Origin of the sequence: Gordonibacter urolithinfaciens (genome assembly GCF_900199375.1) — a bacterium.
In the GTDB taxonomy this organism is placed as follows: Bacteria; Actinomycetota; Coriobacteriia; order Coriobacteriales; family Eggerthellaceae; genus Gordonibacter; species Gordonibacter urolithinfaciens.
This window is the reverse complement of record NZ_LT900217.1, coordinates 2737092-2752430: the sequence shown is the minus strand read 5'-3', so window position 1 is coordinate 2752430 and position 15339 is coordinate 2737092. Positions and strand designations below refer to the sequence as shown.

Below are 15339 nucleotides of genomic sequence, written 5' to 3'. Positions count from 1 at the left end.
ATGAGACATTATCCCCGTCCCCCTGTCACGCCCCCCCCTGTCTCGCCCTCGAACCTGCTAGATGCTCAAGTCGCGCCGGTCGAACACCGCAACTGCCGCAGCGAACAGCGCCACCGCGCTCGCGGCCAGCGCAATCGCGCCCCCGATGGCCGAAGCGTCGCCTGCGGCCAAGCCGTAGTAGTCGAACAGCGTCAAGGGGTTGACGTTCTCCAGGAACTCGAACTTGTCGCCAACCTGCGACACCATCTGCATGAGGAAGAACAGGATGCAGAGGCCGCCGCCCACCCACAGCGCCGCCGACGAATTGGAGAACAGGCAGGCCGACAGGAAGCACAGCCCGGCCGTAGCCAGCCACAACGCCAACAACCCCAGGTTCACCTGCACGAGCGCCCGCACGTCGAGGTCGCCGGGGAACAGCGCCTCGGCGAAACCCACCTCGAGCGCCGTGGTCAACGCGCACAGGCCGACCAGGATGGCAACCATCACGCCGACCATCGTCAACGCGATGCGCGTGCGGCTGTTGGGCGTGGCCAGAAGGTATGCCATCGCTCCGCGGTCGAGATAACGCACCATCAGCTTGTTCACCATCACGAGGATCAACACGAGGATGAAGATGGTCAGCAGGAACCCGTACAAATAGTTGAGCATGAACTCGAGCAGCGTGGTGGCCTGCATCGACATGCCGAATGCCGCGAACAGCTCGGGCATGCTCTGCATCATGAGGTCGAGGCTCTCGCCCAGCTTAGGATCGTACATCGCCACGATCGTGCCGATGTACATAGCCAGCACCGCGGCGATGATGCCGCTGACGAACAGGTTGGCGCGCAGCTCCTTCGCGAACAGCGTCTTATTCATGGGAGCCTCCTTTCAACCCCGACCTGCGGTTCGACGCGTCGCCGAAGGTGCCGTACAGGTGCATGAACAGCTCTTCGAGCGTCTGCTCGCGCGCGGTGAGATCGACGATCTCGTACGCGGCCAGGTCCTTCACGAACGCGTCGAGGTTGCCGGACACGGCCGTTTCCACGCTGGTCGTCCCCTGCTTCTGCACGCTGAAGCCCGCCTCGCCGCAGCCGTCGGTGTCGCGGTGGGCCGCCGCGTAGCGGTCGCGCGCGGCCTCGTCGGCGAACGTGACGACGAACAGGCGCTTGCGCGACTTCCGCACGTCGTCCATGCGCTCAACGGCGGCCAGCTTGCCCCCGCGGATGAACGCCACCCGATCGCACGTGCGCTCAACCTCCTCGAACAGGTGCGACGATAGCAAGATGGTGGTGCCGCGGCGCTTCTCTTCCAGTACGAGGTCGATGAAGCGGCTCTGCATGAGGGGGTCGAGGCCGCTCGTGGGCTCGTCGAGCAGGACGATGTCGGGCGAGGCCATGAACGCGCAGACCAGCCCCACTTTCTGCTTCGTGCCCTTCGACATCTTGCGAATGCGCCGCGCGGGATCCAGCTCGAAGTACTCGATCAGCTGCTCCATGCGCGTGCGGTCGCGCAGCTTCTTCATGCGCGCCATGAATTCCAGGAACGCCGCGCCGGTCATCTCGTCCATGCAGGCGATTTCGCCGGGCAGGTAGCCCAGGTGCTCCTGGATGCGGGCGCGCTGGCTGAAGCAGTTCAGGCCGCTGATGCTCACGGTTCCCTCATCGGGGCGGATGAAGCCCATGAGGTTGCGCATGGTCACCGTCTTGCCGGCGCCGTTCGGTCCCAAAAAGCCGAACACCTCGCCCCGCTCCACGGCAAACGACACGCCGAACACGCCGCGCCCGCTTCCGTAATCTTTCTTGAGCCCCTCGATCGCAATCGCGGGGCCGATTGTTGCGCTCATCGGTATTCCTCCTTGTACGAATAGGCTTTCAGCATGTCGCACCAGCGGTACATCTCGTCCAGCATCGCATCCATGTCGAGGCGCTGATGCAGGGCGCGCTGCTGGTGCAGGTAGCCGTCAGCCAGCCAAATCAGCAGGTCGAGCACGTACTTCGGGTCGATGTCGTCGCGGAACCGGTCAAACCGCACGCATCTGAAGTACGTGGAGAACATCAGGTCGATTTGCCGCTGCGTCCAGCTGTCCATCGTGTCCTTGATGTCTTTGTGCTCCGGGTAGAAGGCCCGGACGGAGAACTCCAGCAGGTAGGGGAAACGCGAAAGCACCTTGCGCTTGGTTTCAGCTGCGTACACGAGCAGATCGAAGAAATCGTCGATCTCGTAGAATCCGTCGTCCACCACCAGATCGGACACCTTCTCCATGAGGTGCTCCATGAGGTAGAGGTACAGCTCCTTCTTGTTCTTGAAGTAGAAGAACAGAAGGCCCTTCGAGATGCCAGCGCGCCGTGCGATGTCCTCGGTCGAAGCGCTTTTGTAGTCGCATCGACCGAACGTTTCCACGGCGGCGTTGACGATAGCCTCGCGTCGCTGTTCGGGGAGGCTCTCGAACTTGCTGAAGTCCGCATGCTCCCTATCGTCCGTTGCACTCATTGCCGCCGCCTCCCTTCCTGCCGCTCTGCGGCCGTTGACCGCTCGGTCAACGGATTGGAGATCATGCTACCCCGTTGACTATTTTTTAGAAGGGGTCGAGGAGGTTTTTTCATTGGGAGAGCCGCCAAGCCCGTAGCGCGCCGGGCCCGCATGCGAGGCCGGCGCCCCCGAGCCATGTCTGCCTCGCATGCGAGGCAGACGGGCACGACCGACGCGCAAGGCCGGCATGTCACGCTGCACCCACCGACGCGCGCTGCCGCCCTCCCCTGCGACCGGCTGAAACGGGGAGGGGCACCCCCAGCCCCCTTCCCCCTCCTGCTCCCTCCCGCCCGCTCCTCCGGTGGCAGCCGGCCCGGCCCCCTCCTCGCCCGTCTGCTATCATGGACCCGTATCACGCGACACGCCCTCCCGCCGACGACAGGAGACGCCATGGCCCGCTCTTCGAACCTCCCCGAACCCACCGCATCCGCCGCTCCCGTCCGCGCGCTCGGAGCGCGCCGCCTGCTGCTGGCGCTCGCCGTCGTCCTGGCGCTCTACGCCGTCGACCTGGCGTGCGCGGCCACCGTGCCCGCCTCGGCCCACGCGTTCGCCGTGAACGTGGCCGTGCCGTTCGACCTCATGGTGTGCGTGCCCGCCGCGTTCTACCTGCTGGTGGTGCGCCGCCGCGGCCTCACGCCCCTGGCCGTGCTGCCGGTGGTGTGGGCGGGGTACCTCGCGGCGTCCCAGCTGGCCGCGCCGGGGCTGCTCTCGCCGCTGGCGGTCTCCGCGGCGGCGGGGTCGGCCGGCACGTTCTCGCTGCTGCCGCCGCTGTTCGCCGCCTCCTTGTACGCCCTTCTGTGGCTCGTGGCCGCCGCGCGCGCCAGCGTGCTGAACCCGCTGCTCGTGGACGACGAGACGCTCACCGTGCGCTGGGCCGCCTTCGTCTGCGAGGACGTGCCGCTGCGCCTCGTGACCGGCGTGGGTGCCGCCGCGCCCGACGTCCCCAAGCGCGAGCGCCTCGACCTGGGCGTCATGGGCGCCCCGCCCTGTTGGATCGAGCTCTCCGAGCCCCTGGAGGTCCGCACGCTCGCCGGAACGCGCCGCCCCGTGCGCGCCATCAACGTGTCGCCCGACAACGCCGCCGCCTTCAAGCGCCTGGTGGGAGCGCGCCTGCGCTAACGGCAGCGCTGGCGCATCGCAGGCCGCGACGAGACGGCCCCGGCCCGGGCATCGCCCGCCCCAGCCGGGCCTGCCAAGCGAGCCATGCCCGGGCCGACCGCAGCCGTGCAAGCCGACCCGGGCAGACCGCAGCCACCCGCACCCCTCGAGCCGCACGGCGACGAAAAAGGCCGGGGGCTGTGCGCCTCCGGCCTGCTGTTTCCTGGAGCCAGTGACAGGACTCGAACCTGCAACCCACAGTTTACAAAACTGTTGCGCTACCATTGCGCCACACTGGCATAAGAATTGTCGTGCCTGCGTATTGTACGACATCCTGTCCGTTTCGGGAAGAAGCATCCCCCATCTTGACAACGAATATCCGTTCGCCCATACTAAGCGAACAGATATTCTCGCGAACACTTGATCTGGCGAACGGGCGTGCGTATGGAACTGATCGACAAACTGGAGATACTTGCCGATGCGGCGAAATACGACGTGGCCTGCACTTCCTCGGGCATCGACCGCGACGCCCAGAAGGGGAAGCTTGGCAACACGATGGCGGCGGGATGCTGCCACAGCTTCGCGGCGGACGGGCGCTGCATCACGCTCTTGAAGGTGCTCATGACCAACGTGTGCGTCTACGACTGCGCCTACTGCGTGAACCGCTGTTCCAACGAGATGAGGCGCGCCGCCTTCACGCCGCAGGAGCTGGCCGACCTCACCATAGCGTTCTACCGTCGCAATTACATCGAGGGGCTGTTCTTAAGCTCGGGCGTCATCAAGAGCCCCGACTACACCACCGAGCTCATGATCCAGACGCTGTCGCTCCTGCGGGGCGAGCACGGCTTCCGCGGCTACATCCACGCCAAGGCCGTGCCCGGCACCTCCCCCGAGCTCGTGGACGAGCTGGGGCATCTGGCCGACCGCATGAGCGTGAACATGGAGCTGCCCTCGCAGCAGAGCCTGGCCCTGCTCGCCCCCGAGAAGAACAAGCAGCAGATCATCGCCCCCATGCGCCAGATCCGCGACAACATCGCCGTGGACAAGGACACCCGCGCGCTCGTGCGCAAGAACACGACCTACATGAAGGCGGTCAAGCCGAAGAAGAAGGAGCGGGCCTTCGTGCCCGCCGGCCAGTCCACGCAGATGATCGTGGGGGCCACGCCCGAGAGCGACTTCCAGATACTCAACCTCTCGGCCGCGCTCTACCGCACGCTCTCGCTCAAGCGCGTGTTCTTCAGCGCCTACACGCCCGTGAACGACGACGCGCGTCTGCCCGGCACCGACGCCCTGCAGCTCAACCGCGAGCACCGGCTCTACCAGGCGGACTGGCTCCTGCGCTTCTACCGCTTCGACGTCACCGAGATCATCGACGAGGAGCACCCGTTCCTGGACCCCGAGGTCGACCCGAAGGCGAACTGGGCCCTCAACAACCTGGACTTCTTCCCCGTGGAGGTGAACAAGGCGCCGCTCGAGGCACTGCTGCGCGTACCCGGCATCGGCGTGAAGGGCGCGCACTCCATCATGCGCGCCCGGCGCTCCACCACGCTCGGCGAGCGCGAGCTGCGCAAGCTGGGCATCGCCTACAAGCGGGCGCGCTTCTTCATCACCTGCAACGGCAGCTACGCCGGCCAGGGAACGGACTTCTCTCGAGAGGGCCTGCGGGCGCATTTAGCCGCAACGCCGAAGGGCGGCGGCCACGGCCGTCGCGCAGACAAAGCCATCCCCGGCCAGCTGAGCCTGTTCGAGAGCGTGGAGACGCCCGAGAAGGCCCGCATCGCGCAGGGTGCGGGGGCCGATCCCCGCGGGCACTTGGGCGCGGCGACAGGCGGTCGCCTGGGAACGGCGCCCGCCGGACAGCTCGGCAGCAGGGCGAACGGACAGCGCCACGGGAATGCCGACGGCGCGTTTGGCTGGCAGCACGCCCTCGAGCAACCCGAGGCGGCCTGCGCATGAGCACCGACCACGGAACCGGCTTCGAACGGCCCTCGGGAGCTGCGGCGGCCGAGGCCGGTTCCGGCCGCTCGGCCGCCCCGGACAAGGGGGCGGGCGGCCGTGCGGCCGCTTTGGCTGCGACGGGAGCGGGACGGGAGCCCGCCGCAGCCGGCGATGCCCCCCATGGGCCGGTAACGCCGGAAGAGCCGCTCGCCAACGTGGCCTATGCCTACGACGGGACGCTGGAAGGCCTGCTGTCGGCCGTGTTCGAGGCGTACGTGCGCCGCGAGGACCCGCAGGACGTCACGGCGCAAGCCGCGCTCCAGCCACGCCTCGGGCAGACGGTGCGCTTCGTGGAGACGGACATGGAGCGCGCCGTGCGCGTCCAGCGCGGCATCAAGCGCGTCTGCGGCCACGCCGCCTACGACGCCGTCATGCGCGCCTCGCTCTCGGACGACCCGAGCGCCGGCACCGTCGTCTACCGCTTCGTGCGCTACGCCATGGCGGCCAAGCGCCCGCACGACTGCACGGGGTGCCGCCGGCGCGGATCGTGCAGCGGCCCCATGGCCTCGTCGCGGCCGACCGATTCCCTCGGCTGCTCGGGAAAGGCGCGCGGCAGCGTGCTGAACGACCTCGCCCACCCTGCCGTGGAGCCCCTGCACCGCCTCGTGCGCTCCGTGGGCAACGAGCGCCACCACATGGTGCAGTTCCTGCGCTTCGAGCACCTGGAGAACGGCGTGTGGCTCGCGCGCTGCAACCCGAAGGCCTCGGTGGTGCCGCTGCTCATGGACTGGTTCGCCGGCCGCTTCAACACGCAGCCCTTCATCATCTACGACGAGGTGCACCACCTGGCAGGCGTCTACGAGGGGCGCGACTGGTACCTCGTGCGCACCGACGAGCTGGACGTGCCCGACCGCGCCGCGGAGGAGAACCTCATGCAGGCAGCTTGGAAGCGCTTCTACCGCACCGTCGCCGTGGAGGCCCGCTACAACCCGGAGCTCCGCCGCCAGTTCATGCCCAAGCGCCTCTGGAAGAACATCCTGGAGATGCACGAGGATCTCCCCGGTACCGAGCTGGCCCGCGCCGCCTCCCCGCGAACCGAGCGCCTCTGGCGCGGCTGATGATAGCGGTTCGCGAGTTTCCCCAGAACCCGCGAACCGCTATCATGAGACCCGACGAGAGAACCGCACGGGAGGCGTTTCAAAAGCTCCGAGGCCCAAGCCCGCCAGGGGCCGCCCCGTAGGGCGACAAGGCGGAGCTTTTGACACAACCTCGATAAGGAGGGAACATGGAAACGGCAAAGGTGTACTTCACAGACTTCCGCACGCAGGCGTTCGGGGACGGACTGCCCACGAAGCTGAAGAAGCTCGTCCGCCGCGCGGGCATAGCCGACCTGGACCTCGACGGCAGGTTCGTGGCCATCAAGCTGCACTTCGGCGAGCTGGGCAACGTGAGCTACCTGCGCCCGAACTACGCGCGCGCCCTCGTGGACGTGGTGAAGGAGCTCGGCGGCAAGCCGTTCCTCACCGACTGCAACACCATGTACCCCGGCAGCCGCAAGAACGCCCTCGAGCACCTGGAGTGCGCATGGGAGAACGGCTTCACGCCGCTCACGGCGGGCTGCCCCATCCTCATCGGCGACGGCCTGAAGGGCACCGACGACGTGGAGGTGCCGGTGGCGGGCGGCGAGTACGTGAAGGCGGCGAAGATCGGCCGCGCCGTCATGGACGCCGACGTGTTCGTGAGCCTCACGCACTTCAAGGGCCACGAGCTCACCGGGTTCGGCGGCGCCATCAAGAACATCGGCATGGGCTGCGGCTCGCGCGCCGGCAAGACCGAGCAGCACAGCAACGGCCAGCCCGACATCGACGGGGAGAAGTGCCGCGGCTGCAAGAAGTGCCTGCCCGAATGCGCGAACGGCGGCCTCGTGTTCGACGAGGCCGCCCGGAAGATGGGCGTGGACAAGGATCGTTGCGTAGGGTGCGGGCGCTGCCTGGGCGCCTGCAACTTCGACGCCATCGACTTCGCGCAGGACGCCGCCAACGCCGACCTCAACCGCCGCATGGCCGAGTACGCAAAGGCCGTCGTGGACGGCCGGCCGCAGTTCCACGTTTCGCTCGTGGTGGACGTGTCGCCCCATTGCGACTGCCACGCCGAGAACGACGCCCCCATCCTGCCGAACCTGGGGATGTTCGCTTCCACGGACCCGCTCGCCCTCGACCAGGCCTGCGTCGACGCCTGCCTGGCCGCCTCCCCCCTCCCCGGCAGCAAGCTCTCCGACAACCTGGCCACGCCCGGCTTCGAGCCCTCGGGCGACCACTTCGCCAACTCCACCCCCGAGTCGGAATGGCGCACCTGCCTCGAGCACGCCGAGAAGATCGGCCTGGGAACCAGGGAATACGAGCTGGTGAGGATGTAAGATAAGGGCTATTCCATTCGCTGTCCCCGCACGTCTTCGGCCCCTCCCAAGGCGCGGCCGAAGACGTGCGAAAGCAGGCGCCTTCGGCCGCGCCATCCGCACGCTGCGTCCTTGTCGAACCGGCGCGATGGCGTCGGCTGAGCGCACGTCCCCGCGCGCCTTGCTGAGGCCGCCCCCCTACACCCCCGTCAGGTCGAACGGGGGGATGAAGCTCTCCTCGGCTGCGCCGCCCTCCTGCCAGAAGTAGTCCTCCACACCCAGCGCATCGGCGTAGTCCAGCAGGCGCTCGTAGTCCTCGTCCGGGACGCGCCGGGCAAGCTCCGGGCAGCGGTGCAGCGCCGCCGCGGCGCGCTCGTCGCCCGCGGCAGCCGCATCGGCTAGAACCGGCGTGTACTGGTTCATCAGCGACAGCAGCACGTCGTCGCCGAAGCGCTCGTGCACGAGGCGCACGACGCGCTTCGAGTCCTCGAGGGCTCCCGGCAGCATGAGGTGGCGCACCACCGTCCCGCGAACGAGGCGCGGATTCCCGTCCACCTCGTCGAACTCCGGGGCGCCGGTCTGGCGCACCATCTCGCCAAGGGCGGCCAGCGCTGCATCCGGGTAGTCCGGCGCCTTCGAGTAACGCGCCGCCAGCAAGGGATCGGCGTACTTGAAGTCGGCGAGGTACACGTCCACGGTACCTGCGTTCGCCTGCACGGCCGCCACCGTCTCGTAGCCCGAGGTGTTCCACACCACGGGAAGCGCCAGCCCCCGCCCACGCGCCCGCGCCACGGCGGCGCGCGCTTGCGGGGCGTAGTGCGTGGGCGTGACGAGGTTGACGTTCAGCGCGCCCTGCGCCTCCAGCTCCAAGAGCATCTCCGCCAGCCGGTCCACGTTTACGGCGCGCCCCGCCTCGCCAGCGGCTATCACGGCGTTCTGGCAGTAGCAGCAGTGTAGGGGGCAGTGCGCGAAGAACACGGTGCCGCTGCCACGGCTGCCGCTGATGGGAGGCTCCTCCCAGAAGTGCAGCGCCGCCCGTGCCACCACGAGCGCATCGTCGGCCCCGCAAACCCCGCGCTCCCCCGCCGCACGATCCGCCCCGCACCGGCGAGGGCAGAGGTCGCAGGAGGTTGAAAGGTTGTGCTTCATATCCCCACCGGTCCAAATCAGTCAGCGAGGGCCGTCCTCGCGCCCAAGGTCAACCCGTATCGCGGCCTCACGCGCTTCTCCACGAGGCGCAAGCGAGAAGGAGCGGAGATCGGGTACGAGGGCGGCCCGCAGCGCCGGCCCGTTCCGTCGCTCGCCAGAACGGCGGAGCTCAATTCGCCGAATACGCTCCGAAGCCGCCGGGGAAGTCGTCGCCGTCGCCGTCGCCGTCATAGTCGTAGTCCTCCCCCGCCTCCTCGGAGGCGTAGGCCTGCTCGGCGCGCGTCCAGTCCAAGCCGTTTTCGGCGCAGGCCGCCTCCTCTCCGTACACGAGGGCCAGTGCCGAGGGCGCCTTGTCGGCGCCGCCGATCACGGCCAAAAGCTCCAGCAGGTGCAGGCACGCCTCGGCCTGCGGCAGGATGAGGTCCACGTCGTCGGCGGCCATGAGCGCGGCCGACAGCTCGGACATGAGCATCTCCACGGTATACGCGCCGTCGAAGCGCCCGGCGTTCACGGCCGCGAGCACCTGCTCGGCCTCGGGCGTCGTGGCGCCCGCGCGCCCGAACGTGGCGCCGAACGCGGCGGACGATCGCTGCACGGCGCGGTAGAGCGCGTCGGCCTCGATGGCCGACATGATCTGCGCCGACGTCTGCAGCGTGTAAGCTGCGCGCGCCAGCTGGGCCGACCCCGATCCGCCCGTCTCCTGCACGGTGCCCACGAGCGCGTCCAGCACGGGGCGCGCCGCCTCCACGTCGTCCTCCTCGCCCCCCACCAGGCACATAAGGTTGTCGCGGTCGGAGAGGGCGTCGGACAGCATCGGGTCGGCCACCACGAGCGGCGCCTCCACGGCCGCCAAATCGCTCACGATGGCCACGGCGTTCAGCTCTCGCGCGAAGCTCGGCGTCGAGGCCGACAGGTCGATGAGCACCGTATTCGGCGACGCCGCCTGCACGATGCCGTTCTCGTCGAAGTACGCGTCCTCAAGCGCCGTCTGGGACGTGCAGTACGTTACCACCATGCCGGCGCTCGCCACGTCGTCCGTGCGCGTCCAGCCTGCCGCGTCCAGGCGCTCTCGCACCACGTCGCCCACCGCTTCGTTCCCGATAAATGCATACCGCTTGTCCATAAGAGCAGCCCCTTTCCGGGCGTCGTTTCTCGAATGCGTGCCGCGCGCCTCGGCGGCGCCTATCCCTGCTTGACCTTGCGCGCTATGCGGTCGGCCACCGACATGTCCTCGCGCTTGTCGCCGCCCCAGAACACGACGGCTATCATGCCGGGTCCCACATGCGAGCCGATGACGGGCCCTATGCTGCTCTCCAAGAACAGGATGGAGTCGTCTACCTTGCCCAGCGCCTCCTTGAGGCGCCCCACGTCCTTCGGGCAGTCGGCGCCCGCCACCACCACGCACTGGCCGGGAACGCTCTCCGCCACGCGCTTCTGGTAGTACTCGGCCAGCTGCTTGATGCCCTTCTTGCGGCCGCGCGCCACGCCCGCCAGCGACAGCTTGCCGTCCGGCGCGATGGTGAGCATGGGCTTCACGTCCAGCTTGGAACCAGCATAGGCCACCGAGCCCGGGATGCGCCCGCCGCGCCGCAGCGCTTCCAGGTCCTCAACCATGAACTCGGCGTCCACGAAGTAGCGGGCTTCCTCGGCCCATTGGGCCAGCTCGCGCGCCGTCAGGCCCTTGTCGCGCTGGCGCAGCGCCTCGTGCACCAGCAGCCCCTCCGCCACCGAGGCCAGGTGTGTGTCCACCAGGTAGAGCTCCGCATCGGGATGCTCGGCCATGATCTGGCCGTGCACGAGCACGGCCGCGTCGAAGCTGCCGGACAGCCCGCTCGAGAAGCTCAAGTACACGGTGGGCACGCCGCTCTCGACGGCTCGCTCGAAGGCTGCGCGGAACACCGGCACGGGCACCTGGGCCGTGGTTGGCTCCTCGCCATCGCGCATGGCCTGGTAGAAGTCGTGGGCGCTCGATGCGCGGTACAGGTCGTCGGCATGCTCCCCGTCGCTCATGACGTAGGGGAACTCGATGAGCTCCACCCCGTCGCGGTCGACCACCTCGAACGGCAGGTCGCAGCACGAGTCGATAATGAGGTTGCAGGAATGCGGCATAGGGGCGTCGGCCTCCTTGTCGAATACGGTTTCGTCCATCGGGCGGGCCGGCGCGCTCACGACGTGCACAGGCGCGCCTGCACCGGCGCCGTGAGCTTGCCGGCCAGTGCGCTCGCGCACTCGTAGGCGATGCCCACCGCCGGCCCCACGTGCAGGCCGATGACAGGGCTCACGGGCAGCACCGGCACCGAGCGGCCCAAGAGCGGCTCCACCACCTCATGGGCCCACGCCACAGCCGGCGTCTTGTCGCCTATGTAGTGCACCACCACGTTCTTCAGCCCGTACTTCTCCACGTCGTCCTTGAACGTGGCCAAAATCTTCTCCAGCGCCTTCTTGCGCGTGCGCACCTTCGCGAGGGTCGTGGCCTTGCCGTCGCACACCGTGAGCACGGGCGAAAGCTGGATGAGGTTGCCCAGAAGCGCCGCCGCGTTGCCTATGCGCCCGCCCTTCTGAAGGAACGTAAGCGTCTCGGGCGTGAACAGGAAACGCGTGGACTCGATGCCCTTCAGCACGGCGCGCGTGCAGCCCTCCAGGTCCTCGCCGGCCGCGCGGGCGGCCACGGCGTCGAACACCGGCCACGCCTCGTCGTAGCCGCACGAGCTGGAGTCCACGAGCGCGTAGGAGAAGCCGATGTTGCGGGCGGCCACGGCGCGCGCGGCGCGCACCGCCCCCTCGTAGGCGCCCGAGAGGCCCGTGGAGATGAACACGCCCAGCACCTCGTCGCCTGCCTGCGCGGCCTCCTCGAACACCGCTTCCAACGCAGCCTGAGAGGGCTGGCTCGACATGGGGATGTTGTCGACCATATCGTAGATGTCCGCGTAGAACGCGTCCAGGTCCATGTCCGCATCGGCCAGCTCGCGGCCGTCGCGGTTCACGTAGAGCGTTATGACGTCGATGCCCGCCTCCCGCGCAGCGTCGGCGGGGATGGAGGCGACCGAATCGGTGAGTATCTTGATCATGGCACGTTACCTTGGGCTAGGGCGCACGGGGCGCGAGGTTATCGTTCTCCCATTAAACTACGCGATGCCACGCATGCGGGCAACCAATTCGCGGCGGCGCTCAAAAAGACCATATTCGAGGCCCACGGGATAGGTATGCGGGTTCAGCATGCGCTTCTGGCTCTCGTCGAGCAGCGCGAGCCCCTCCTGCGCCCGCGCGCGCGCCGCCTGCGCGTCGCGCCCGGCGGCGTCGAGCACCGTCCTGCCGTCGCGCGCCAGCGGCTCGAGCAGCGTCTTGGAGCACAGCCCCGCAAGGTTCTTCTGCCTAAGATCGTCGGCGGGGTCCACGATCACCTCGCGGCTCTGGTCGCCCGGCGCGTTCACGTCGAACACCATGTCGCCGGCCAGCCGCCCGTTGTCGCAGTAGAAGTAGCGCCGCACGTCCAGCACGCCGGGCGTGGTGAGCTTGCCCACGGACTCCGAGATCTTCAGGCGGTCCGTCCACTCCCGCTCGCCCGGCTCGCGCGTGGCCGACAGCTTGTACACGCCGCCCAGCGTGGGCTGGTCGTAGGCGCAGGCCAGCTTCGTGCCCACGCCCCACGACATCACCTGGGCCCCCTCGTCGCGGATGGACTGGATGGTGAACTCGTCCAGGTCGTTCGACAGCACGATGCCGCAATCGGAGAGCCCCGCCTCGTCCAGCATGCGCCGCGCCATCTTCGCGAGCCATGCGAGGTCGCCCGAGTCGATGCGGATGCCGGCCAGGCGCTCGCCCCGCGCGCGCATCTCCAGCCCCACGGTGATGGCGTTTCTTACGCCCTGGGCCACATCGTAGGTGTCCACGAGCAGGATGCAGTTCTTCGGAAACGCCTCGGCGTAGGCGCGGAAGGCGGATATCTCGTCGGGGAACGACATGACCCACGAGTGCGCATGCGTGCCCGACACGGGGATGCCGAACAGCTTGCCGGCCAGCACGTTGGAGGTGGACGCGCAGCCGCCCACCACGGCGGCGCGGCTCGCCCAGAGGCCGCCTGCCGCGCCCTGGGCGCGGCGCAGGCCGAACTCCGCCACGGGCGCCTGGGCCGCCTGGCACACGCGCGCCGCCTTCGTGGCGATGAGCGTCTCGAAGTTCACGCAGTTCAGAAGCGCCGTCTCGATAAGCTGGCAGTCCATGATGGGGCCGCACACGCGCACGATCGGCTCGTGCGGGAACACCACCGTGCCCTCGGGCACCGCGTCGATGTCCACGGACAGGCGGTAGCCGGCCAGGTAGTCCAGGAACTCCTGCTTGAAGAGCCTTCCACCGCCCGGCGCGTCGAGCGACGCCAGGTAGGCGCGGTCCTCCTCCGAGAACGCGAAGCCCTCCACCAGCTCGGCGAGCTGGGCCATGCCGCAGGCCACGGCGTAGCCGCCCTTGAACGGGTAATCGCGGAAGTACATATGGAAGCACGCCTCCGTGGCGCCCTTCCCGCTTTCCCAGTACCCCTGCGCCATGGTGATCTGGTACAGGTCCGTGAGCAGCGCGTAATCGAGCTTCAATGCATCCTCCTCAAGCATGCGGCGGTTCCGTCAGCGTTCCGGTGCCGGCAGCGTCCCGGCGGCACCGCCAAGGGTGCGGGCCGTCTCCCCGAGCACCCGGCTACTCGGCCTTGCCGCCCGCGGCGCCGCCCTGGCCCTCCTGCGGGCCGCCGGCCTTGTGGCTGCGGCGGCGCGCCCGGCGGTGTCCGCCCTCGCCGCCCGGCGCGGCCCCGGGAGCGCCCGACGCGGAGGCCCCGGCGCCCTGCTGGCGCAGGCCGGAGGAGCGCTGGCCGGGACGCGGTCCCTGCTTGGAAGCGCCCTGGCCGCCCTTCGCGCCCTGCTTCTTGGCGTTCTTGTCCGCGCCGCCGCGGCCGCCGCCTGCCGGAGCGCCGCCGGTGCGCCCCTGGCCGTTCTGGGAGCCGGAGCCCTTCTTGCCTCCGTTGCCGCCGCCCTGGGCGCCGTTGCCGCCCTTCTTCGACCCCTGCTTCCTGCCCCCTCCGGAGGCCGCCGCGCCTCCTTGCTTCGGCTTGCGCTTGGAGGGCGTTTCCTCGGTCGTCGCAGGCTGGGCCGTGCCGTCGGCCGCCACCTTCGTGGAACGGCGCCGCCGCGGCTTGCGCGACTCGTTGCCGGAGCCGGCCGAGCTGCCGCCCGATCCCGTGCCGGATTCCTTCCCTGCGCCGCCGCGGCCCTTCGGGCCGCCCTTGCCGCCCGATCCCGTGCGGCGCACGGCCTTCGGGTCGGCCAGCTTGTCGGAGCCGGTCAGCTGCGAGGTGGCGAAGATGGAGCTCTCGCCCGCCACGCCGATCACGGCCTGCGTCGTGGCCTCGTCCCAGGCGTCCTGCCCCACGCGGTTCGGGCGGTTCGAGCCCTCGTCGGGCGGCTCGAAGTCCGCGAGCGGCACGCGCACCGGCTTCTCGCCCTCCACCTTGAGCGACACGATCTCGCGCGGCACGTCCAAGTCCACGACCTTCGCCATGCCCGCCGGCGTCTCCACCTGCGAGTTCTGCTTAGGCGCACGGCTCTTGAAGTCCTTGTACGCGTCGAACTCGTAGCGCAGGCAGCACATAAGGCGGCCGCACACGCCCGATATCTTCTGCGGGTTGAGCGAGAGGTCCTGCTCCTTGGCCATGCGGATGGACACGGGGCAGAACTCGCCCCCCAGGCGCTTGCAGCACAGCTCCTGGCCGCAATGCCCCAGGCCGCCCACCATGCGGGCCTCGTCGCGCACGCCGATCTGGCGCATGTCGATGCGCACGTGGAAGTGCGCGGCCAGCCTGCGCACGAGCTCGCGGAAGTCCACGCGCTCCTCGGCCTCGAAGTAGAACACGGCCTTGTCGCCGTCGAGCAGGAACTCCACGGACACCGGGTGCATGTCCTCGCTCGCCTCGGCCGCCATCTGCTTGAACACGGGCAGCGCTTCCTCCGAGCGGCGGCACATCTCCTCTGCGCGGGCGACGTCCTCTTCGCTCGCGAGGCGCTTCACCGGCTTGAGCGCGGTCTTCAGCTTCTTCACCTGGGCCTCGTCGGCCTCGAACACGTCGTCGGCCATGCGGCCGAACTCCAGGCCGCGCGCCGTGGACACCACGACGGGATCCTCCTTCTTCAGTTCCAGGTCGCCCGGGTCGAACCAGAGCGTCTTGGGGTTGTAGGCGAGCCTGATGGGCGCTATGCGAACCATTGCCGATA

Annotated in this window: 13 protein-coding genes and 1 tRNA gene; 4 read left to right on the top strand and 10 right to left on the bottom strand. The window is 68.7% G+C overall.

All coding sequences use genetic code 11. The features are described from left to right. Positions 1 to 57: 57 nt before the first annotated feature. Genes BN3560_RS11735 through BN3560_RS11725 form a run of 3 tightly spaced genes read right to left on the bottom strand, consistent with a single transcriptional unit; the run spans position 58 to position 2469 of the window. Positions 58 to 855 carry an ABC transporter permease subunit gene (locus BN3560_RS11735; protein WP_096228188.1) on the bottom strand — a complete coding sequence of 266 codons (798 nt, stop codon included), beginning with the start codon at positions 853 to 855 and terminating at the stop codon, positions 58 to 60. Continuing rightward, entirely contained in the window at positions 848 to 1822 is a 975-nt protein-coding gene (locus BN3560_RS11730) for an ABC transporter ATP-binding protein (protein WP_096228187.1), read from the bottom strand. The genes BN3560_RS11735 and BN3560_RS11730 overlap by 8 nt, the downstream gene beginning before the upstream one ends. Next, positions 1819 to 2469, bottom strand: a complete 651-nt coding sequence (locus BN3560_RS11725) for a TetR/AcrR family transcriptional regulator (protein ID WP_096228186.1) — start codon at positions 2467 to 2469, stop codon at positions 1819 to 1821. The genes BN3560_RS11730 and BN3560_RS11725 overlap by 4 nt, the downstream gene beginning before the upstream one ends. Before the next feature lie 429 nt (positions 2470 to 2898). On the opposite strand from BN3560_RS11725, the gene BN3560_RS11720 reads away from it, so the two are divergent. After that, complete coding sequence (locus tag BN3560_RS11720; protein WP_096228185.1) at positions 2899 to 3627, top strand: hypothetical protein; 729 nt, start codon at positions 2899 to 2901, stop codon at positions 3625 to 3627. Between the two features lie 203 nt (positions 3628 to 3830). Here the strand turns inward: BN3560_RS11720 and BN3560_RS11715 are convergent. Then, positions 3831 to 3905, bottom strand: a tRNA-Thr gene (locus tag BN3560_RS11715). 145 nt (positions 3906 to 4050) lie between these two features. Between BN3560_RS11715 and BN3560_RS11710 the strand changes: the two genes are divergently transcribed. The 3 genes from BN3560_RS11710 (at position 4051) to BN3560_RS11700 (ending at position 7960) form a co-directional block, all read left to right on the top strand. Next, on the top strand, positions 4051 to 5562 hold the full coding sequence (locus tag BN3560_RS11710) for a putative DNA modification/repair radical SAM protein (protein ID WP_096228184.1): 1512 nt from the start codon (positions 4051 to 4053) through the stop codon (positions 5560 to 5562). Beyond that, a complete protein-coding gene (locus BN3560_RS11705; protein WP_227115521.1) occupies positions 5559 to 6662 on the top strand; it encodes a TIGR03915 family putative DNA repair protein in 1104 nt (367 codons plus the stop codon). Before BN3560_RS11710 ends, BN3560_RS11705 begins: the two co-directional genes overlap by 4 nt. A gap of 167 nt (positions 6663 to 6829) precedes the next feature. Continuing rightward, complete coding sequence (locus tag BN3560_RS11700) at positions 6830 to 7960, top strand: DUF362 domain-containing protein (protein ID WP_096228183.1); 1131 nt, start codon at positions 6830 to 6832, stop codon at positions 7958 to 7960. A 177-nt stretch (positions 7961 to 8137) separates the two neighbouring features. Here the strand turns inward: BN3560_RS11700 and BN3560_RS11695 are convergent, their stop codons facing one another. The 6 genes from BN3560_RS11695 to BN3560_RS11670 form a co-directional block, all read right to left on the bottom strand. After that, a complete protein-coding gene (locus BN3560_RS11695) occupies positions 8138 to 9088 on the bottom strand; it encodes a radical SAM protein (protein WP_096228182.1) in 951 nt (316 codons plus the stop codon). 169 nt (positions 9089 to 9257) lie between these two features. Further along, complete coding sequence (locus BN3560_RS11690) at positions 9258 to 10211, bottom strand: NAD(P)-binding domain-containing protein (RefSeq protein WP_096228181.1); 954 nt, start codon at positions 10209 to 10211, stop codon at positions 9258 to 9260. Positions 10212 to 10270: 59 nt separating this feature from the next. Beyond that, a complete protein-coding gene (locus tag BN3560_RS11685; protein WP_087190977.1) occupies positions 10271 to 11197 on the bottom strand; it encodes a DegV family protein in 927 nt (308 codons plus the stop codon). Positions 11198 to 11253: 56 nt separating this feature from the next. Next, complete coding sequence (locus BN3560_RS11680; RefSeq protein WP_096228180.1) at positions 11254 to 12156, bottom strand: DegV family protein; 903 nt, start codon at positions 12154 to 12156, stop codon at positions 11254 to 11256. Between the two features lie 57 nt (positions 12157 to 12213). Then, on the bottom strand, positions 12214 to 13692 hold the full coding sequence (locus tag BN3560_RS11675) for a nicotinate phosphoribosyltransferase (protein ID WP_172623287.1): 1479 nt from the start codon (positions 13690 to 13692) through the stop codon (positions 12214 to 12216). Positions 13693 to 13774: 82 nt separating this feature from the next. Then, complete coding sequence (locus BN3560_RS11670) at positions 13775 to 15331, bottom strand: PSP1 domain-containing protein (RefSeq protein ID WP_096228179.1); 1557 nt, start codon at positions 15329 to 15331, stop codon at positions 13775 to 13777. Positions 15332 to 15339: the final 8 nt, after the last annotated feature.

Excerpts from the sequence above, each read along its gene's own strand:
- BN3560_RS11690 (WP_096228181.1), bottom strand. The coding sequence starts at position 10,211 with ATGGACAAGCGGTATGCATTTATCGGGAACGAAGCGGTGGGCGACGTG.
- BN3560_RS11730 (WP_096228187.1), bottom strand. The coding sequence starts at position 1,822 with ATGAGCGCAACAATCGGCCCCGCGATTGCGATCGAGGGGCTCAAGAAA.
- BN3560_RS11695 (WP_096228182.1), bottom strand. The coding sequence starts at position 9,088 with ATGAAGCACAACCTTTCAACCTCCTGCGACCTCTGCCCTCGCCGGTGC.
- BN3560_RS11710 (WP_096228184.1), top strand. The coding sequence starts at position 4,051 with ATGGAACTGATCGACAAACTGGAGATACTTGCCGATGCGGCGAAATAC.
- BN3560_RS11700 (WP_096228183.1), top strand. The coding sequence starts at position 6,830 with ATGGAAACGGCAAAGGTGTACTTCACAGACTTCCGCACGCAGGCGTTC.
- BN3560_RS11720 (WP_096228185.1), top strand. The coding sequence starts at position 2,899 with ATGGCCCGCTCTTCGAACCTCCCCGAACCCACCGCATCCGCCGCTCCC.
- BN3560_RS11685 (WP_087190977.1), bottom strand. The coding sequence starts at position 11,197 with ATGCCGCATTCCTGCAACCTCATTATCGACTCGTGCTGCGACCTGCCG.
- BN3560_RS11735 (WP_096228188.1), bottom strand. The coding sequence starts at position 855 with ATGAATAAGACGCTGTTCGCGAAGGAGCTGCGCGCCAACCTGTTCGTC.
- BN3560_RS11670 (WP_096228179.1), bottom strand. The coding sequence starts at position 15,331 with ATGGTTCGCATAGCGCCCATCAGGCTCGCCTACAACCCCAAGACGCTC.
- BN3560_RS11725 (WP_096228186.1), bottom strand. The coding sequence starts at position 2,469 with ATGAGTGCAACGGACGATAGGGAGCATGCGGACTTCAGCAAGTTCGAG.
- BN3560_RS11680 (WP_096228180.1), bottom strand. The coding sequence starts at position 12,156 with ATGATCAAGATACTCACCGATTCGGTCGCCTCCATCCCCGCCGACGCT.
- BN3560_RS11675 (WP_172623287.1), bottom strand. The coding sequence starts at position 13,692 with ATGCTTGAGGAGGATGCATTGAAGCTCGATTACGCGCTGCTCACGGAC.
- BN3560_RS11705 (WP_227115521.1), top strand. The coding sequence starts at position 5,559 with ATGAGCACCGACCACGGAACCGGCTTCGAACGGCCCTCGGGAGCTGCG.